The organism is Bradyrhizobium liaoningense (assembly GCF_018130955.1).
GTDB classification, from domain to species: Bacteria; Pseudomonadota; Alphaproteobacteria; order Rhizobiales; family Xanthobacteraceae; genus Bradyrhizobium; species Bradyrhizobium liaoningense_C.
On the sequence record NZ_JAFCJM010000003.1, the window covers coordinates 105593 to 125271 of the forward strand.

The window sequence follows — 19679 nt, forward strand, 5'->3', positions numbered from 1 at the left end:
ATGACAGCGTAGTTTGATTTGGCAGAAGCATGTCCCAAACCGATATCGAAATCGTCGTCGAAGATCCGACAGCGCCCGAAGACGACTCCCCCAGCGTCGTCAGCACACGAACGATCGAGATCGTCGTCTCGCTGCTCCTGCTCACCCTCGCCGTGACGCTCGGCTACGACAATTGGCGCACTGGAATCTCCTGGGATTCCACCGGACCCGAGCCCGGCTATTTTCCGTTCTATCTGTCGGTCATCCTTGGCGGCGGCAGCCTCTACGGCCTCATCAGCGCGCTGCTGTCGCAGCATGGCGGGTCGGAGACATTCGTCACCCGCGCGCAGTTTCGCCGCGTGCTGGCGGTGTTCGTGCCGACGCTGCTGTTCTGCCTGGTGATGCAGTTCCTCGGACTCTACGTCGCGAGCTTCCTCCTGATCGTGGGCTTCATGCGGCTGGTCGGCAAGATCGCGCTGTGGAAGTCGCTGCTCACCGCCCTCGTGTTCACGGCGATCATGTTCGTCACTTTCGACGTCGCCTTCGACGTCATCATGCCGAAGGGACCGCTCGAAGCGGCCTTCGGTCGCTAAGGGCGGGCCAGGCTGTCATGGAAGCGTTCGGTCTCCTGGTTCAGGGTTTTGGCATTCTGCTGACCGGCAAGACGCTGGTCTTGATGATGGTCGGGCTCGTACTTGGCATCTTCGTCGGGGTCTTGCCGGGGCTTGGCGGCCCCAATGGGGTGGCGATCCTGCTGCCGCTGACCTTCACGATGGACCCGACCTCGGCGATCGTGATGCTGTCCTGCATCTATTGGGGCGCGCTGTTCGGCGGCGCGATCACCTCGATCCTGTTCAACATCCCGGGCGAAGCCTGGTCGGTCGCGACCACCTTCGACGGCTACCCGATGGCGCAGCAGGGCAGGGCGGCGGAGGCGCTGACGGCGGCGTTCACCTCTTCCTTCATAGGCTCGCTCGTCGCGGTCCTGCTCATCACGTTCCTGGCGCCGCTGATCTCGTCCTTCGCGCTGAAATTCGGTCCACCCGAGTTTTTCGCGGTCTATCTCCTGACGTTCTGCTCCTTCGTTGGTCTCGGACGCGAGGCCAAGCACAAGACGGTCATCTCGATGTCGCTTGGGCTGTTGCTCGCCGGCATCGGCATGGACACAGTGTCGGGTAATTTGCGCATGACGTTCGGCTCGGCGGAGCTCTTGCGCGGCATCAACTTCCTGGTCGCCGTCATCGGCCTGTTCGGCATCAGCGAGATCCTGCTCACCATGGAGGAGCGGCTGGCCTTGCGCGGCCATGCCGCCGGCATCTCGCTCCGAGTCGTGCTCGCGGTCTGGAAGGACCTGCCAAAATACTGGGTGACGCTGCTGCGTTCCTCCTTCATCGGCTGCTGGCTCGGCATCACGCCGGGCGGCGCGATCGCAGCGTCCTTCATGGGCTACAATCTCGCCAAGCGCTTTGCGAAGGATCCCGAAAGCTTTGGCAAGGGCCGCATCGAGGGCGTGTTCGCGCCGGAGACGGCAGCGCATGCGTCGGGCACTTCCGCGCTGCTGCCGATGCTTGCGCTCGGCATTCCCGGTTCGGGCACGGCGGCGATCCTGCTCGGCGGCCTCATGGTGTGGGGGCTCAACCCGGGCCCGCTGCTGTTCGTCGAGCACAAGGATTTCGTCTGGGGCCTGATCGCCTCGATGTATCTCGGCAACGTCGTCGGCCTCGTGCTGGTGCTGACTACGGTGCCGATCTTCGCCTCGATCCTGCGGGTGCCGTTCGCGGCGGTGGCGCCGATGATCGTGGTGTCCTGCGCGATCGGCGCCTATGCCATCCAGAACGCGATGTTCGACATCTGGCTGATGCTCGGCTTCGGCGTGGTCGGCTACGTCTTCAAGAAGATCGGCATTCCCCTGGCGCCGTTCACGCTGGCGCTGGTGCTCGGCAACCGGGCCGAGGACGCCTTCCGCCTGTCGATGATCGGCTCCGGCGGCAACCTGAAGGTGTTCTGGTCGAACGGCCTGGTCGGCTCGATCACGACGCTGGCGATTCTGCTGCTGTTCTGGCCGCTGATCGATCGCCTGCTCCAGCGTGCCGGATTGACGCGGCAGCCCAAAACAGCCGCCGGCTAGGCGAGGTCAAGAATTCTCAACGAAATCAGGCTTCTAGCGTCTTGACCGTATTTTAATCCTGAATCGGCGGGAACTTGAATGTTTCAAGATGTTGCTGATGCGCGACAGCCTTTCGGCGCCGGCCAGCGTATGTTCCCCGCAGATTTTCGTGCTGGAGGGGCTTTCAATGAAGCGCATTGTGATGGGAATGGCGGCGGCGATCTCGCTGCTCGCGACGGGTGCGATGGCTGCCGATCTGGCGCCGCGGCCTTATGTGAAGGCCCCGCCGGTGGTGGCTGCGGTCTACGATTGGACCGGCTTCTATATCGGCGGCAATATTGGCTATAGCTGGGGCCGCTCCCGCGATGACTCGACGCTGACCAACGGCGCAGGCACCGTGCTGTTTACGAGCAGTGATCGCGCCAACATGGACGGCGTGATTGGCGGCGCCCAGATCGGTTACAATTGGCAGGTGCAGAACTGGGTGTGGGGCCTCGAGGCCGACATCCAGGGCAGCGACCAGAAGGGCAGCCGCATCTTCACCTGTCCGACCGGCGTCTGTACGCCGCCCTTCGGCGTGATCGCGGTGTTCCCCGGACCGGCGGTTCCCGTTACGCTCGACCAGAAGCTGACCTGGTTCGGAACGGTCCGCGGCCGCGTCGGCATCCTGGCCACGCCGACCGTCCTGTTCTATGCCACCGGCGGTCTGGCCTATGGCGAAGTCAAGACGACCGAGACCATCGGCGCGGCGGCTGCCGTGTTCTCCAACTCCGATACGCGCGTGGGCTACACGGTGGGCGCCGGCGTCGAAGGCGTGATCGGCGGCAACTGGACCGCCAAGCTCGAATATCTCTGGGTCGATCTCGGCCGTACCTCGGGTGCGTTCACCACCGCGATTCCTGCACTGGGCGGTGGCGTGCTGACCAGCAACTACAGCTCGCGCATCACCGACAACATCCTGCGGGTGGGCGTGAACTATAAGTTCGGCGGCCCGGTGGTCGCAAAGTACTGAGCGGTTCTTCAATACAGTTTTGGAAAGCCCGGCCTCTGGCCGGGCTTTTCGCTTTCAGCGCACGGTTTGGCGGCTCAAGTCTCGCTGCGGCCGCCTAAGGTTGCGCGGAAGCATTGCCAATGGTCTAGTCCGCGCCTGGGTCGCAACCCGCGATGCAACCGCGAGAGACTTTTGTGAAGACCATCAGCGTCGTGACGCCCTGCTACAATGAAGAGCTCAATGTCAGGGATTGCTATGACGCGGTTCGCCGTGTCTTCGACGAGCGCCTCCAGGGCTATCGCCGCGAGCACATCTTCTGCGACAACGCGTACGACGATCGCACCGTGGACATTTTGCGGGAGATCGCGGCCGGCGATCCCAGCATTAAGATCATCATCAACGCCCGCAATTTTGGCCCGCTGCGCAACACCTTCAACGGCGTGATGGCGGCCGGCGGCGATGCCGTGCTGCTGTTCATGCCGGCGGATCTGCAGGACCCGCCCGAGCTGATCCCGGACTTCATGAAGCTGTGGGAGGGGCTACGAGATCGTCTACGGTATCCGGGCGGTGCGCGAGGAGGGCCGACTGATGCGCGGCATCCGCAATGCCTATTATCGCCTGCTGACGCGCTTTTCCGAAGTGAATGTGCCGCCCGGCGTCGGTGACTTCCAGCTCGTCGACCGGCGGGTGGTCGAGGCGATGCGGAGCGTCCGCGACAGCTATCCGTTCATGCGCATGATGACCTTCGAATGCGGCGGCCGCTCGGTCGGCGTGCGTTATACCTGGCGCGAGCGCAAGAAAGGCTTTTCGAAGAACCGCGCCAGCGCGCTAATCGACCAAGGCATCAACGGGCTGGTGTCGTTCACCACGGCGCCGGCTCGCTTCGGGCTGTTCGCGGGATTCCTGATTTCGGCCCTCAGCATCGGCTACGCCATCGTCAATTTCAACCCAATGGCGACAACGGTTTGGAGGAGCTGATGATCCTGTGACTTTCGATAATTGGGGATTATTGCCGGCTAGCTCTCTGCCAGGTTAGGCCAACGGCAGATGCTGGATTCAGTAATTGTCCGGCGCGCAACACACACGGATCCTCCGTTCTATGCGTGCTCAGCTTTTCCACAGCCCGCGACGAGTAGCGCCTCGCGTTCGCGTTGAGCCACCAGCTATTGATAATTTGTCAGACCGCGCCAGCACCGCTTTGATGCGGCATGGGCACGAAATCGCGCGAGTACCTGTTTGCGACTACCGTTCGGGTCCTCGTTGAGCGCCCGAGGGACGCACGGAAAGACGCGGACGGCTTGGCGTGCCAGGCTTGGAATGCGCGAATGCTGGCCTTCCAGGGGCCTGCACAGCCGTCCCCAGCCCTCGGTGACGCGCTGAACGTTGGCTATCGCTATCTCGAGGTGAAGTGCCTCGGCTGCGACACGCATCAGACGGTCGCGCTCGACATTGTGCGACGTCCGAAGGCGACACCCGTTCACGAGCTCGAACGCTACATGCGTTGTCGGCAGTGCTCGGAGCTGCAAGGCCGTCCGTTCAAACGGAGCCATCTTGTGGCGCTGCGAATGAACAAGATCTCCGCATCCAATCCGCCGACGACGTGGTGGCCTGGAGAGCGTTGATCGGCAGCATCTGCTGCGGTTTTGAAAACCCGTGTATTGCACCTTTTCCTGTTTCGATTTTCGCTGTTTCGCGCGGCTTCGTCGTTCTGCACCGCTGCATTGGTGCCTGTTTTTGTGCCTGACGCGCGACGGCCGTCGTGGTTGTCATCGGCGACAAGCCCGGGGAGCGCTATATCACCCTTGGGGAAGGCGCGGGGCGTTCCAGCGGTTTAAGTTCACTGAGGACCAGGCACGCAAGATACGGCGCGAGCTGAACTCGCGGCTAGATTGAGGTTTCAGCAGCGCTCTTCGTTGCGCGTGGTGCCGCCGATGCGGCGAACTGCATGGCATATCCGATGAAGAAGAACAGCGGGTAGTCCCGGCTGACGCGCCCATGCGCCATGCTCATCAGAACAAGAAATGACAGCGCGAACAGGCCAAACCGTGCCCGTTCATCACTCATAGCACGCGCCAGCCGAACGAACGCCATTGCGATCAGAAATACGAATAGGCCTGCGGCGGGCCATCCGAATTCGAGCGCAACTTGGAGAACATCGTTATGAACCTCGTTTTCAGGATAGCAGGTATGCTTCATGAAGCCGTCCAGCCCGATTCCGGTAAGATCATTCGACCCGAGAATGAGCCTTAGCCAATCCCTATAAAGGGTTTTGCGAACCTCTATCGAGTTGAACAATTCGATGTGCGCGCAATTCGGGTCAATTGGGGCACCGGAGCGGATAGAGTATGCGGCCATCCCACCGAATTTTAGTGCCGTGGATAGTCTCGAAACCTGTCCGATTGCAATTGCAGCGACAAGCATGAGCCCAGCGATAATAATTCGTCGCCTGATCGCCCACGAGCGAGCAACCGCAAGAACTGCCCCCGCACCGAGCGCGGCAACAAACGTAAATCGCACCATAGCCGCGGCATAGATAGCCGCCAGCGCCGCGATCAGCGCCGCGACCCGCCAATCCATTGCGATTTTCTCTTGCACAAGGAGCATGCCGACCGCGAGCACGTACGGCAACATGAATTGCGTTGGCGCCGCTGCCAGTTCGCCAAACACCTCCGGTTTGCCAAGCGGGCTGATGTTGCCATTCAAGAATGCCGTCAGCACGGCGATGCAGCCAATAGTGGCAATAGCTAACGTAACCGTCGGAAAAATCGAATCCAGAACGGAGATCTTGAACAAGCGGCCCGCCGGATAGCACAGCAGCGCCAGAGCCAGTAGCACGAGCTCCCGAAAGTCTGGCAGGGGATGCAGAGCCACGGAAAGAGCGACGTACCCCGCGAATGCCACGAAGCAGAAATCGCAGAAATCGTGCTCGATGCTCCGGCAGTCCGCGACCAGGAAGAGGCCCGCTGTGGAAAGGATCAGAATGGTAGCCGTCGTGCCAGACCCGCCGGCCAAGAGGCCGTGCGCGAGTACCAAAATCGAACTGCTCGAAGCAAAGATTGCAAGCGCCAGCCAGCGCCATCTATCTCGGAAAACCATTTTGTCTGCGCAGCCCCCAGCGCATCCAGACATATTTGAAAATGTGTATACACGTCTTGCACAACCAACCGGATAGCGCAAGCACGGCGCGGGCTTGTCTGTTGATGCCCGCGCTGGCGCCGCTGGCCCGCCCCGATGCAGTCCAAGGACGCCATCGCGATGGCGCGCGAATGCAGCGAGCGGCTCGGGACACGCTTGCCTCGCTCAAACAGTGCCTGACCAGCGCCGCGCACGCCCTGAAAGCCTTTTCGGACCGCGGCTCGCTGGAGCCGGCGACCGCGGTCGAGGTACACCGGCTGATCGCGCTGCTCGCGGATCGTCTCGCTCAGCTGCCAGAGGCGCTCTGTCACGGCGAGTTCAGACCGAAGAACATCATACTCCAGGGAACCGAGCCGCGCCTCGTTTACTGGGAAGACGCGTTCGGTGGTGTCAGCGGCTACGACTCTCTCTACTGGGTGACCATTCTCGAAAACCGTCCGTTCTTGCAAACGGCCGCCTTCGGCCAAACCGGTCTCGCGCCGGACGTCGAGCGTGCAATCCTCGCGCTCGTCGTCCTGCTCAAATCCTATCTCGCGGTCTTGTCAGGCGCGCATCTGAAGCTGCGGTGCCGGCTCAGGTCCGCATCGCCGAGATTCTCGAGCTGCCGGGCTGATCATGCCGCTTGCGCGGCGCCGGCAATCTGATCGAGCGAAAATTTGCGCAGATCCCGGCCCTTGCCCAAGCGCCTTGTACCAGTCGACAGTCAGCCGAAGTCCCTGGTCCAGATCGAGCCGCGGCGCCAAGCCGAGCCGCGTGCGTGCCTTGTCGCAATCGAGCCTGAGATAGGCGGCTTCATGCGGATGCGGGCCGCCATCGCCGGTCCAGCGCGCGCCATCACCCCACAGCGCGATCAGACGGTCGACGAAAGTGCGGACCGGCACCTCGCTTGCGGGGTCGGGTCCGAAATTCCAGCCGCCACTGAAGCCCGGGTCGTCCGCCAGCCGCTCGATCAGCGTCAGATAGCCTAGCCAGGGCAGATCACGAAATCATGGAAGCCGTGATGGCCGTAAATCTTCATGATGTGCCACAGGATGGGCCGGCCGCCGATCTCGACCATCGGTTTCGGCCGTTTACTGGTCTCTTCGGCAATTCGGGTGCCAAGACCGCCCGTGAGGATCACGACTTTCATAGATCAGCTCCCACGGGCATGTTCGCCTCACGCGTGTCCTAAAGCGCGATCAGTTTAGAGATCGTCATCGCGCTTTATCTCCTTGTTTGAGCAAGATCTCCGCGCGAACGCGTTCCGCGTTCTTCGCGAGGGAGAACCGCTGCACACTCTTCCGGATCGCGCTCTAGCACCGAACCACGGGAGGCGCCTGGCCCGGATCACACCACCTTGGCCTGCTTGAGCGCTGCGATCTCGTTTGTGGCAAAGCCGAACTCAGCCAACACTTCTTCCGTCTGCTCGCCGAATTCCGGCGGCCGCGCCACCATCTTGCTCGGGGTGCGCGACAGCGACACGGGCTGGCCAACCAGGCGGATGTGACGGTCCTCCGCGTTCGGCACGTCCTGCGCGATGCCGAGATGTTTGACCTGCGTGTCTTCGAACATCTGGTCGATGGCGTAGATCGGGCCGCAGGGCACGCCGGCGTCGTTCAATTCCTTCACCCAGGTCTCGGTGGATTTCGTCACGGTGCACGCTTCGATCGCCGCGTTCAGCGCATCGCGGTTCTTTGAGCGTGCCGGTGCCGTCGCATAATCGGGATTGGTGACGAGCTCCGGGGCGCCGATGGCCTGCGCGCAGCGTTCCCAGATGCGTCCACCCGTGGTGGCGATGTTGATGTAGCCGTCGGAGGTCTTGAACACGCCGGTCGGGATCGAGGTCGGGTGGTTGTTGCCGGCCTGTTTCGCGACGTCCCTCTCCATCAGCCAGCGCGCGGCCTGGAAGTCGAGCATGAAGATCTGCGCCTGCAACAGCGAGGTCTGCACCCATTGGCCCTTGCCGGAGACGTCGCGCTCGAGCAGTGCGGTGAGGATGCCGATGGCGCAGAATAATCCGGCGGTGAGGTCGGCAACGGGAATGCCGACCCGCATCGGTCCCTGGCCCGGCGCGCCCGTGATCGACATCAGCCCACCCATGCCCTGCGCGATCTGATCGAAGCCGGGCCGCTTGTGGTAGGGGCCGTCCTGGCCGAAGCCGGAGATGCTGCCATAGACGAGGCGCGGGTTGATCTTGGCGAGGCTCTCATAGTCGATGCCGAGCTTCGTCTTCACGTCGGGGCGAAAATTCTCGACCACGACGTCGGCCTTGGCGGCGAGGCGCTTGAAGACCTCCAGACCCCTTGGGTCCTTCAGGTTGAGGGTCATGGCCCGCTTGTTGCGGTGCAGGTTCTGGAAGTCCGAGCCCTGCCGGGGACCGCCGGGCTGCTCGCCGCCGGAATCCTCCGTCAGCGCGTCGATCTTGATGACGTTGGCGCCCCAGTCCGCGAGCTGCCGCACGCAAGTCGGGCCGGACCGGACGCGCGTCAGATCGAGCACGGTGAAGCGCGAGAGGGCTTCCGAGGCATGCGGAAAGGGCATTTTTGGATGGCTCCAGGGCGGACTTTTGCGCTACCATAGTGCTGAAAAAAGATGCGGCAACCGCGTTGACGCAGGTTGCACCTTGCAAATCCAGGGCTTGCCAAACCGAAGGCCTGCGTTGGTCCGCAGGGTCCGGTTTCGCCGGGTTGCGGGACAGGGTCTAAGGACAAGGTCTAGCGCGACAGGCGTTTCAGCTCGGCGCGGGCCTTCTCGGCGAGCGGATCGTCGCCGTGGCGCGCGATGAACAGCTCGAACGCCTCGGCCGTCCCCTTGCGGCGGGCAAGCTCGTACTCTTCGGCGACCGCGATGGCGGGATCGCGGGCAGGGGGAACGGAGCGCGCCGGTGCCTTGCCGGTCTCGTCCGCTTGGGCCTTCCTTGCCATGATGGAGCACTCCTCGGGAAGCAACTGATCCACGCTCGCGAGCGCGACCACGGCGCCCGAAACAGCGGCGGCAAGGCGGAGCAGGCTCATGGTTCCTCCAGATCGCTCAGCCCAGTTCCGCGATTCGCGTAAACAGGCAATTTTCGCTTAACAAGTCGTTATCGAAGGCGCATATCGCAAGCTGCCCAAATTAAACCAAACGTATCACACTAAGGCTAGAATCGCTGCCGCATTCGAATTGGACTATGCGCGACGTATTCTTGGAGACGTTACTTGGCCACCGCCGTCTATGCCAGCGCTACGAATAATGCGGAGATCGATGGGCTGCTCGGCGGTACCAAATGGTCCGGCACGATCACCTACAGCTTCCCGGATTCGCCCAGCGACTATTCGGCGAGCTACAACGGCAACGGCGAGCCGACCGGCTCCGGCTTCGCGCAGGCGCCGAGCCAAATGCAGTCGGCGATCGTCTACGCCGTCGGGCTGATCAACAGCTACACCAACGCCAACATCCAGTACGCCGGCACCAACGGTGCCGACATCATGGTGGCGCAGTCGCCGGCGGCCAATCCGACCTCCTACGCCTACTATCCCTCGAGCTATGCCTCCGGTGGAGATATCTGGTTCGGAACTGCCTATAACTATTCGCTGGCCTCGCTCGGCAACTACTACTTCGCAACTGCGCTGCACGAGCTCGGCCATGCCGTCGGCCTGAAGCACAGCCAGGAGACCGGTGGCGTTTCCAACGTCGCGGTGCCCAGCGCGCATGACGACAGCGAATACACCATCATGAGCTATCGCAGCTATGTCGGTGCGCCGCTGACCGGCTACACGGCCGAGTCCTACGGGTTTTCGCAAACCTATATGGCGAACGACATCCTCGCGCTGCAGACGCTCTACGGCGCGAACTATTCGACCCAGAGCGGCAATACCGTCTACACTTGGAGCCCGACCACCGGTCAGGAGTTCATCAACGGCGTCGGACAGCTTGCCCCGGGCGGCGGCGCCGGCGGCTCGGCCAACCGCATTTTCGAAACGGTCTGGGACGGCGGCGGCGTCGACACCTACGATCTGTCGAACTACGCGACGAACCTGTCGCTCAACCTCAATCCGGGCGCGGCGTCGGTATTCTCCTCGACGCAGATCGCCTATCTCGGCAACGGCCACTACGCTTCGGGCAACGTCTACAACGCCTATGTCTACAACAACGACGCGCGCTCCTACATCGACAACGCCATCGGCGGCTCCGGCAGCGACACCATCATAGGCAACGTGATCGCGAACGTCCTGAACGGCGGCGGTGGCAACGACACCATCACGGGCGGCGGCGGCAACGACACGATCGTCGGCGGCTCCGGCACCGACACCGCGGTGTATTCCGGCAGCAGGGCGAGTTACGCGGTCAGCTACAACTCGGCCACGCAGGTCTTCACGCTGATCGATCAGCGGTCCAGCACGCCCGACGGCACCGATACCGTGTCGAGCATCGAGTCTTTCCAATTCGCCGACGGCACGATCTCGAGCGCGACGCTGATCAGCCAGCTCGCCCCGGTCGTGATCGAGGCGATCGGCGACACCAGCCTGGTGCAGTCCAACGGCTATTACCTGCTTAATCCAACGGCCGGAGGGACCGGACCGACGATGAAGAATGGCGGCGCGCCCTTGCCGGTCGGACAGTTTTCCGCGCTCACGGCGATCGGTGCCGAGCAGACCGGAAGCGGGTACGACGTCGCATGGAAAGCCCTGAACGCCGATCAGTACACGGTGTGGACCACCGACTCCAACGGCAACATGCAGTTGATGATCCTAGCGGCGGTCTCGGGGACCAGCTACGAGCTGGAATCGATCGAGACCACCTTTCACCAGGACCTCAACGGCGACGGCACGATCGGCGTGGTGACGCGCGTCATCGAGTCCGCGGGAACGACCACCCTCACGCAGATCGCCAACAACTACTACCTCTACCAGTCCGGCGTGGGGCCCACGCTGAAATACAACATTGTGCCGGTCATTGCCGGTCAGTTCGCGCCCTACACCCCGGTCGCGGCGGAGCACACCGCGGGCGGCTACGAGGTCGCGTGGAAGGACTCTAGCACAAATCAATTCGTGATCTGGGATACCGATGCAAATGGCAATCGCCTTTCCTTCGCCGTGTACGCCGGGAGCAGCACGACGCTGGAGTCGTTTGAGACGACCTTCCAGCAAGACCTGAACGGGGACGGCGTCGTTGGCGTTCCTGTGAGCGCCGCGATCGAGACGTACGGGGCGACCGCCCTGGTGCAGACCGGCAACAACTACTTCCTAAATCCAACCGCTGCGGGCTCCGGTCCGTCGCTGAAATTGGCCGGCGTGTCGGTTGTAGCCGGTCAGTTCTCGCCTTACACGCCGATCGCGGCGGAACAGACGGCAAGCGGCTACGAGATCGCCTGGAAGGATGCCGGCACAAATCAGTTCGTGATCTGGGATACCGATGCGAATGGCAATCGCCTTTCCTTCGCCCTGTACGACGGGAGCAGCACGACGTTGGAGTCGTTTGAGACCAGCTTCCATCAGGACCTGAATGGTGACGGCAGCATCGGCGTTCCCGCCGGCTCCACCGTGATTGAGGCGTATGGCACAACCGCGCTGGTGCAGACCGGCAACAACTACTTCCTCAATCCAACCGCTGGGGGTTCCGGTCCGTCGCTGAAATTGGGCGGCGTGGCGGTCGTCGCCGGTCAGTTCTCGCCTTACACGCCGATCGCTGCGGAACAGACGGCGAGCGGCTACGAGATCGCCTGGAAGGATGCTGGCACAAATCAGTTCGTGATCTGGGATACCGATGCGAATGGCAATCGCCTTTCCTTCGCCGTGTACGCCGGGAGCAGCACGACGTTGGAGTCGGTTGAGACCAGCTTCCGTCAGGACTTGAATGGTGACGGCAGCATCGGCGTTCCCGCCAGCTCCACCGTGATTGAGGCGTATAGCTCGACCGCGCTGGTGCAGAGCGGCAGCAACTACCTCCTCAATCCAACCGCTGGGGGTTCCGGTCCGTCGCTGAAATTGGGCGGCGTGGCGGTCGTCGCCGGTCAGTTCTCGCCTTATACCCCGATCGGGGCGGAACAGACGGCAAGCGGCTACGAGATCGCCTGGAAGGATGCCGGCGCAAATCAATTCGTGATCTGGGATACCGATTCGAACGGCAACCGTCTCTCCTTTGCCGCCTACGCGGGGAGCAGCACGACGTTGGAGTCGGTTGAGACCAGCTTCCATCAGGACCTCAACGGCGATGGCGTGATCGGAGTGCCAGCGGCGCCCCCCGCCGCTGCGCTGGGCGACAACTTCGTGTTCGCCTCGGATTCCTCTGCGGGGGGAGGTAGCCCGGACGCGTATCCCGTCATGTCGAAGGATGTGAAGCCAGGCGACGGACATCTTCCGACGGGCGAGGTTCTCTCCTTCATAGAGCTTGCCGGCGCGGACCTGCCGCACCTTGTGTCGTACCATCTGAACGACCACTTGGGTGACTTCCTGCTGCGCTGACAGGCTGGGCGCGTTCCGCCCGCGATTGGACGCCCGCGCGGATGTCGGTGGTTGTGATCGCCCGTCCGATAGGCTATTGGGACAGCGTGAGCTTGCGCGGCGGCGGATGCCGCGTCGGCCATTCGAATGGCCGGCGGATTGCTCAGAAGCACGATTGATTTGTGCGAGACGCTCGGGTCGGTGTTTTTCCTGGCTGGACCATGCCTGAAATTTCTGTCGTCGCCCCGGTCTACAATCAGCAGGCATCGACACTAACCGAACTCGTTCGCCGCCTGGGTGCCTCCCTGAAGAAGACCAGCAGCGATTTCGAGATCGTCCTCGTCGACGACGGCAGCACCAACGATGCCTGGCTCACGATCAAGGAGATGGCGCGGGCAAACCGCGAGGTCAGGGGGATTCATCTCGCGCGAAACTTCGGCCAGCACGTCGCCATCAGCGCGGGGCTCGACCATGCTGACGGCAGGTGGGTGGTCGTGATGGACGCCGACCTGCAGGACCGGCCCGAGGTGATTCCGCAGCTCTATGCGAAGGCACAAGAGGGCTACGACGTCGTCTTCGTCAATCGGGCGCGGCGGCCGGAGCCGCTCGTCTACCGAGCGGCCGCAGCGCTGTTCTACCTGGTGCTGAATGCTCTGTCCGGGCAGGACTACAACCGGTTGCAAGGTAACTTCTCGATCGTGTCGAGCGAGGCCGTGCGGGCATTTCGATTGCTGCGCGAACCCGGTCGGTTCTATGGCGGCATGCTTCGCTGGGTGGGCTTCAGGCATGGCAGTATCACGGCCGAACATGCCATGGCCGACGCAGGACAGACCAGCTACAGCTTTCGCAAGCGCGTGCGTTTTGCCGTAAACTTGATCGTGAGTTTCTCGACGCGATTGCTTTATTTCTCGATCTTGCTCGGTCTGCTGATGGCAGTGGGTAGCTTCGTGGCGGCCGGCCTCATTGTCATCGAAAAGATCCGATATCCGGAATATCCGTTGCAGGGCTGGCCGAGCGTCATGACGGCGATCTTCTTCACGGCGGGCGTCACCAACCTGGCTATCGGATTCGCCGGCCTCTACATCGGTCAGATCTTGCAGCAGACAAGGGGCAGGCCACTCTATATCGTGGCATCGACCACGCGCTAGCGCTCGGTGAATGCAAGTGTTAGGGCCAATTTCATGAAGTTCAGTGACCAACAAATCCGTTCGTTCTGGCGCGATCAGGCGCAGCGTTTCGGTGACGATCATCGCGCATCCTGGAACGACCGGCACGCAATCGCTCTGGAGATCGCGGAAATCTCCAAATGGTTACGAGACGGGATGCGCGTCATCGACGTCGGCTGCGCCAACGGCTTCTCGACGCTCAGCTACGCGCAGCAATTCCGGATCGACATTAAGGGGGTCGACTACATTCCCGAGATGATTGCGGCAGCGAAGGATCGCCTTGCAGCGCAGAGCTTGCCGCTGGCGGCAACCGTCGCATTCGCCGAAGGCAATATCCTCGATCTGCAGGAGCCGGACGGGCTGTATGACGCGGCCATCGTAACGCGCGTCGTCATCAACCTTGGTCAGCGTGAGCGACAGGTCGCTGCGCTTCGGGAGGCGGCCAGGGTCGTCAGGACCGGCGGCAGGCTGCTGGTCTCGGAGGCGACGCAGGAGGGTTTGCGCCAGCTTAATGCATTCCGTGCTGAATGGGGGCTTGGCCCGATCCCGGAGCCGCAGTTCAACAACTATGTCGATGCAGAGCTGATGCGTACGGCGGCGTCCGATCTCGTCGTTCTCGAAGAGATTTCAAACTTCGCCAGCACCTATTTCGTCGGCACGCGCGTGTTGAAGCCGCTGCTGGCGGGATTGATCGGCAATAAGGTCGATCCATCGCGCCCGGACATGGAATGGAATCGCTTCTTCGCGACGTTGCCGTCGGGTGGCGACTATGGGACTCAGAAGCTGTTCGTATTCCGGCGAAAATAGAACTGGCCAATTCTGTCAGTCGTTAATCCGGGGGCCGATCTGACCAGCAGGCTCAAGCGCCCGTCGCGTCTGTGCGGTAGGGGGCGCGCGATTCCAATTAAAAAAGGCAATACTTGGTTGAACCTCGTCAAGGTTGTGTCGACCTACCTTAGCGCCCGACTGATTGACGGTTCTTGGTTGTGGCAATCGGGACGAGCGGCAAACCTGCCCATGTTGCTTGACGCGCATGGCAAACGTGCCTAACGGCTTGGTACCAAGATGTTTAGGCTTCGATCTGATAGGGGGCGGGGGGAGACCGAACTGATTCTCAATCATGCGGATTGAAATCTCGGGTGGACACATTTGGCCACCCGAGCCCTGCACCTGCCGACAAGTAGTAATCAGAGTCATCGTTAAATCTTCATCGGCCGAGGAGTCTCGGCGAATTAAGGAGGTTATTCAATGCGTCGCATTGCCTTGCTGGCTGTGGCCGTAGGACTTTTTCTTCCCATCTTGGCGTCGGCGCCGGCTCACGCCCAGGCGACCAGGACCTGGGTGTCGGGTGTCGGCGATGACGCCAATCCCTGCAGCCGTACGGCCCCGTGCAAGACCTTCGCGGGCGCGATCTCGAAGACTGCTCCGGCCGGCGAGATCAACTGCCTCGATCCCGGTGGCTTCGGCGCCGTGACCATCACCAAATCGATTACCATCTCCTGTGAGGCCGGGACCGCGGGCGTCCTCGTCTCGGGCACCAACGGCATCATCATCAACGCCGCATCCACCGACCTCGTCTATCTGAAGGGCATTGACTTCGAGGGGGTCGGCACCGGCCTTACCGCCATCAAGTTCCTGTCCGGCGCCGGCTTGGTCGTGGACAGCTGCGTGATCCGCGGCTTCCGCGGTTCGAATGGGCTCGGCATCGGCTTCAACCCAACGGCCAACGCGACGATGACGGTCGTCAATACGGTCGTTGCCTACAATGGCAGCGTGGGCGGCGGCGGCGGCGGCATCCAGGTTGCGCCCGGCAATGGCAGCGCGACTGCAACCGCTATCCTTCGCAACGTGACACTCGACAAGAATAACGTGGGCATAGCGTCGATCGGCTCCGGAGGAGCTTCCGTCATCCAAGTCTATGAGTCCTCGATCTCGGACAGCCTGTCGACGGGTGCGGTCGCCAGTGGCACCGGCGCGGCGATCCGCATCGGTCGCTCGAGCATTACCGGCAGCGGCGGCGCAGCCACGAGCGGCAACGTGCTGTCCTATCTCGACAACCAGATCAACGCCAACAATCCCGACACCTCGCCGGCGACAGCGGGCGGATACAAGTAGAGTCCGGTCCTCATCGGGGCTCCGGGCGTAACCCGTCCGGAGCCCTTTCTTTTCTGGCCAGCCCCAGCCTGTGGGATGGCGCCGATGGATTTCGGCATTCCCCGAGTCTAATATCTCGCATTGATCTGGATCGGCGACGATGGGCGATGGGACGCGACGACGAGATGGGCGCAAAGTTATTTCCGGGTTGGAAGCTTGCCGTTGCAACCGCTACCGCCGCGGTCATGCTGGCCGCCGTTTCCGCCCACGCCCAATCCCTTAGCCAGGGCGTCGCCGCATTCAAGCGCCAGGACTACGTGACGGCTTCGCGCGTCTTCATTCCGCTAGCCGAGCGCGGCAATGCCGCCGCGCAGTCCCAACTGGGCTTCATGTTCGAGACCGGGCGCGGCGTGCCTCAGAATTATACCGAAGCCGCGATGTGGTATCGGCGCGCCGCGGAGCAGGGCGACAGCCTCGCCCAGTATTCGCTCGGGCTGCTCTATGACCGGGGGCAGGGCGTGCCGCGCGATATCGTCGAGGCCTCCAAATGGCTCAATCTCTCGACCGCCGCGGCGCCGCCGCGGGCGAGGGAGTCGCGGGCCAGGATCCGCGACGCCGTCACTACCAAGATGACCCGCGCCGAGATCGCCGAGGCCCGCCTGCGCGCCCTGGAATGGGCGCCGAGCCGCGAGCATTAGCTAGCTAGTCCTGCCAGACCGCGAGCCAGTTTGCGAGCCAATCGGTTGCCACTCTCTCGCCCAGCCAGCCGATCCAGATCGCGGGCGCCAGGAACAGGCCGAACGGCAGGAAGGCGGTCGCGCTGAGCGGCTTCCTACGCAGTGCAGCATTGATGGCGTAGGCGCCGATCGCCGCCAGCGCCGCCAGTTCGATTGCCACGGCCACCGTCATGAGATCGAGCCAGGCGCCGGCGACCGCCGCGAGCTTGATGTCGCCGAGCCCAAGCCCGTCACGGCCGCGCCAGCGCCGGTAGATCAGCATCAGGGCCAGCAGCGGCAAGGCCACCGCGAGCCCCCGCAAGGCCGCCCAGAGCACGGCCTGCGCGCCCGCGTCCGGCCCGATCGCCCAGGCCCGGAGCAGGGCAAGCGCAAAGGCCGTGGCCGTGAGCTCGTTCGGGATGCGGTAGGTGCTCGCATCGGTCGCGGCGATGGCCAGCATCAGGGCCGCCAGGAACGCGCCCAGAAGGCCCTCGGCGCCGGGGGCGGCGAGCAGGCTTGTGACGAGGCCCGCGCAAAGAATGAGGCTGAGGACGGGCGCCAGGCTCTGCGCAGCGGTCGCGGGTTCGTCCGTCACGCCCGTCAGCGCGTCGCCTTGGGAACGACGACGACGGGATTGCTGGTGCCGACGAGACGGCCATTCATCTTGCTGCGCATCTCCTCGGCGATGACATGCGCGTCGACCCCGTCGCGCATGACGGTCGGCCGGATGAACAGGATCAGCTCGGTACGGGTCCGCCCGGTGCCCTGGTGCGAGAAGGCGTCACCGACGCCCGGAATGGAATCGAGGATCGGCAGGCCCTGGCGCTGCCTGTTCTCGGTCTCGCTGATCAGGCCGGCGAGCAACACGGTCTGGCCGCTCGTCACCGCGATCGAGCTCTTGACCCGGCGCTGCGAGATCGTTGGCGTCAGCGAGTTGGCGCTGCCGGCTGCCACGTTGGAGATCTCCTGCTCGATGTCGAGCACGACGTTGCCGTTGGCGTTGGCGCGCGGCAGCACGCGCAGGATGATGCCGGTGTTCTTGTAGTCGATCGTGTTGACGACGGTGTTGTTGGCGGTCAGCACGGTTGCGGTGCCCGTCGAGAACGGCACCTGGTCGCCGACCTGCAACGTCGCGGGCTGGTTGTCCAGCACGACCAGCGATGGGTTCGACAGCACCTTGACGTTGGTGACGTTGTGAAGCGCGTCGAGAACCACCCGCGGCGAGTTCTCCGCTCCGATCAGGAGATTGAAGCCGGGCAGCACGCGTCCGAGCAGCGCGCCGGCGGCGGCGTTGACGGCGTTGGACTGTCCCTCGATGTTGCTACCGATCGTCGCCGAATTGCTGACGCCTGAAATGGTGTTGGAGATCGAGCCCTGCTTGCTCGCCAGGAAGTACTGCACGCCATAGTTCAACTGGTCGTTCAGCGTCACCTCGGCGATGGTCGCCTCGATGGCGATCTGGCGCTGGGGCCGGTCGATCTGCCGGATCGTCTGCTCGATGATGCGTTGCGATTCCATGTTGGCATAAACCAGCACCGCATTATTGGTGACGTCGGCCGTGATCCGCACGTTTTGCAGAATGCCGTTGGTATTAGGCCGCGCGCCGCCCTGCGCCCCGCCGAGGTCCTGGCCGGGTGTGGTGGTCGCCGCCGGCGAGGGGCGGGCGTTCAAAGGCGAGCCGGGTGGGCCGGTCACCGGCGTTGACGCGCCTGCGCCCGCCGTCGGCAATGCACTCAGCGCGGCCACGGGATTGGTGCCCGAATTGGTCGTCGACATACCCGAGCCGGGCGCAAGCTGGCTCTGCGCGCTGTCGAGCGTCGAGTTGCTCGTGCTGCTCTGGCTGAGCAGCATGTCGTTAAGCAGCGCCACGACCAGCTTGGAATTGCCATAGCGCAGCGGATAGGACTTCAGGTTCACGCCTTCGGTGTCGGAGCGGTCGAGCCGCGCGATCCACACCTGCGCGCGCTTGAGGTACTCCGGCTTTTGGCTGACCACGAGAATCGAGTTAAGGCGGGCAATCGGCTGGAACTTCACCACGCTCTGGCTCATGCCGCCTTCGCCCGAGTCCATGATCTTTTCCATCTCGGAAATGAGCGGTTCGGGCGAGGAGTTGCGAACCGGGAAGATGCCGACCGACTGCCCGCGCATCCAGTCGGCGTCGAAGGACAGGATGGTGTCGATCGCAGCGGCGCGATCGGTGCCGCTGCCGGTGATGATCAGCGTGTTGCGCGCATTGTCGGGGCGCATGGTCGCAGCCTTCACGCCGAAAGCATCGAGCAGCTTGAAGATGTTTTGCGCCGAGGTGTAGCGCAGCGGCACCACGCTGATGCCTTGGCCGGCTTCGGCGGTGGCGGAGCGGTCGATGCCGCCGGGCCCGGCCTCAGGCGCCGGAATGAGACGGTAGCTGTTGCCGCGATCGCGGATCAGCGCCACGCCGGACATGCGCAGCGCGTTCTCGAGCACGTAGAGCGCATCGGCCTTCGGAACCGGCCGCACCGAGGCCAGCGTCACCGTGCCCTGCACGCGCGGGTCGATGGTGTAGCCGAGGTTCAATACGTCGCCGAGGATGACCTTTGCCACCGTCGCGACGGGCGCGTTCTCAAAATTGAGGTCGTAGCCGCTGCCGCTGCCGTCCTCGCGCTCCGCGAGCGCCGCGCCCTGCGGCGTCGATCCATCGGCGAGGTAGATCGCGGGCCGCGACGACTTCGGCTGGGCAATGCCGCTCGATCCTGCATCTGCAGGTTGCCGCGGCTGGAGGTCGAGCGACTGGATCTTCTCGGTGACGTCCCGCGCGCGCGGGTCCCTGGCGTCGGCTTCGATGTTGCGGTCGGCTGTGACGATGCACGCCGTCAACAGGAAAGCGCTCGGCAATAGAACAAGCGTTCCAGGCAACGCTGTGCGCAGGCGCGAAAGCGGCTGGACCACTTTGAACAAAATACGCCTACCAACGCTAAGAGTGACCGGAAAATGCATCCGATCCCCCATGGTCCGGACGCGCAATAATTTGCGCCACGATTATGTTTTTGCTAGTAAATAAGTCAAGGGTAAAGGCCTTCCGTCACGCGCGGAAGCTGTTGCTTTCTAGTAACA

General features: G+C 63.0%; 17 protein-coding genes and 1 pseudogene. 12 read left to right on the forward strand and 6 right to left on the reverse strand.

Going from position 1 to position 19679, the window contains the following annotated elements; all coding sequences use genetic code 11:
- Nucleotides 1-29: 29 nt before the first annotated feature.
- The 6 genes from JQ632_RS03535 (at nucleotide 30) to JQ632_RS03555 (ending at nucleotide 4699) form a co-directional block, all read left to right on the forward strand.
- Nucleotides 30-572 (forward strand): tripartite tricarboxylate transporter TctB family protein, encoded by a 543-nt coding sequence (locus tag JQ632_RS03535; protein WP_212400891.1) that lies wholly within the window; start codon nucleotides 30-32, stop codon nucleotides 570-572.
- A 17-nt stretch (nucleotides 573-589) separates the two neighbouring features.
- Nucleotides 590-2107, forward strand: a complete 1518-nt coding sequence (locus tag JQ632_RS03540; RefSeq protein ID WP_212400892.1) for a tripartite tricarboxylate transporter permease — start codon at nucleotides 590-592, stop codon at nucleotides 2105-2107.
- Between the two features lie 166 nt (nucleotides 2108-2273).
- Complete coding sequence (locus JQ632_RS03545; protein WP_212400893.1) at nucleotides 2274-3098, forward strand: outer membrane protein; 825 nt, start codon at nucleotides 2274-2276, stop codon at nucleotides 3096-3098.
- 173 nt (nucleotides 3099-3271) lie between these two features.
- A complete protein-coding gene (locus tag JQ632_RS39230) occupies nucleotides 3272-3742 on the forward strand; it encodes a glycosyltransferase (protein ID WP_312015557.1) in 471 nt (156 codons plus the stop codon).
- A complete protein-coding gene (locus JQ632_RS39235) occupies nucleotides 3666-4055 on the forward strand; it encodes a hypothetical protein (protein WP_249151324.1) in 390 nt (129 codons plus the stop codon). Before JQ632_RS39230 ends, JQ632_RS39235 begins: the two co-directional genes overlap by 77 nt.
- 230 nt (nucleotides 4056-4285) lie before the next feature.
- Complete coding sequence (locus JQ632_RS03555; RefSeq protein WP_212400894.1) at nucleotides 4286-4699, forward strand: hypothetical protein; 414 nt, start codon at nucleotides 4286-4288, stop codon at nucleotides 4697-4699.
- Between the two features lie 262 nt (nucleotides 4700-4961).
- On the opposite strand, the gene JQ632_RS03560 is transcribed toward JQ632_RS03555, so the two are convergent.
- Entirely contained in the window at nucleotides 4962-6173 is a 1212-nt protein-coding gene (locus JQ632_RS03560) for an O-antigen ligase family protein (protein WP_212400895.1), read from the reverse strand.
- 104 nt (nucleotides 6174-6277) lie between these two features.
- On the opposite strand from JQ632_RS03560, the gene JQ632_RS03565 reads away from it, so the two are divergent.
- Complete coding sequence (locus tag JQ632_RS03565) at nucleotides 6278-6856, forward strand: phosphotransferase (protein ID WP_249151326.1); 579 nt, start codon at nucleotides 6278-6280, stop codon at nucleotides 6854-6856.
- Between the two features lie 323 nt (nucleotides 6857-7179).
- Here JQ632_RS03565 and JQ632_RS03570 read toward each other — a convergent pair.
- The 3 genes and pseudogenes from JQ632_RS03570 to JQ632_RS03580 all read right to left on the reverse strand — a co-directional run.
- Nucleotides 7180-7341: pseudogene (locus JQ632_RS03570) on the reverse strand (sugar phosphate nucleotidyltransferase); the annotation flags it as partial.
- Between the two features lie 197 nt (nucleotides 7342-7538).
- On the reverse strand, nucleotides 7539-8732 hold the full coding sequence (locus tag JQ632_RS03575) for a CaiB/BaiF CoA-transferase family protein (RefSeq protein ID WP_212400896.1): 1194 nt from the start codon (nucleotides 8730-8732) through the stop codon (nucleotides 7539-7541).
- A 173-nt stretch (nucleotides 8733-8905) separates the two neighbouring features.
- Nucleotides 8906-9205, reverse strand: a complete 300-nt coding sequence (locus tag JQ632_RS03580) for a hypothetical protein (protein ID WP_212400897.1) — start codon at nucleotides 9203-9205, stop codon at nucleotides 8906-8908.
- Nucleotides 9206-9388: 183 nt separating this feature from the next.
- On the opposite strand from JQ632_RS03580, the gene JQ632_RS03585 reads away from it, so the two are divergent.
- The 5 genes from JQ632_RS03585 to JQ632_RS03605 all read left to right on the forward strand — a co-directional run bounded on the left by JQ632_RS03585 (nucleotide 9389) and on the right by JQ632_RS03605 (nucleotide 16571).
- Entirely contained in the window at nucleotides 9389-12634 is a 3246-nt protein-coding gene (locus JQ632_RS03585) for a M10 family metallopeptidase C-terminal domain-containing protein (protein ID WP_212400898.1), read from the forward strand.
- 200 nt (nucleotides 12635-12834) lie between these two features.
- The gene (locus tag JQ632_RS03590) at nucleotides 12835-13761 is read left to right on the forward strand and encodes a glycosyltransferase family 2 protein (RefSeq protein ID WP_212400899.1); all 927 of its coding nucleotides are present in this window, start codon (nucleotides 12835-12837) and stop codon (nucleotides 13759-13761) included.
- A gap of 33 nt (nucleotides 13762-13794) precedes the next feature.
- The gene (locus tag JQ632_RS03595) at nucleotides 13795-14586 is read left to right on the forward strand and encodes a class I SAM-dependent methyltransferase (protein WP_212400900.1); all 792 of its coding nucleotides are present in this window, start codon (nucleotides 13795-13797) and stop codon (nucleotides 14584-14586) included.
- A gap of 441 nt (nucleotides 14587-15027) precedes the next feature.
- Nucleotides 15028-15894, forward strand: coding sequence for a hypothetical protein (locus JQ632_RS03600; protein ID WP_212400901.1), 867 nt, complete (start codon nucleotides 15028-15030; stop codon nucleotides 15892-15894).
- Between the two features lie 224 nt (nucleotides 15895-16118).
- Nucleotides 16119-16571 (forward strand): tetratricopeptide repeat protein, encoded by a 453-nt coding sequence (locus JQ632_RS03605; RefSeq protein ID WP_212401020.1) that lies wholly within the window; start codon nucleotides 16119-16121, stop codon nucleotides 16569-16571.
- Nucleotides 16572-16575: 4 nt separating this feature from the next.
- Here the strand turns inward: JQ632_RS03605 and JQ632_RS03610 are convergent, their stop codons facing one another.
- Nucleotides 16576-17184 carry an A24 family peptidase gene (locus JQ632_RS03610; protein ID WP_312015558.1) on the reverse strand — a complete coding sequence of 203 codons (609 nt, stop codon included), beginning with the start codon at nucleotides 17182-17184 and terminating at the stop codon, nucleotides 16576-16578.
- Nucleotides 17185-17189: 5 nt separating this feature from the next.
- Complete coding sequence (gene gspD, locus JQ632_RS03615) at nucleotides 17190-19562, reverse strand: type II secretion system secretin GspD (RefSeq protein ID WP_212400902.1); 2373 nt, start codon at nucleotides 19560-19562, stop codon at nucleotides 17190-17192.
- Nucleotides 19563-19679 lie beyond the last annotated feature (117 nt).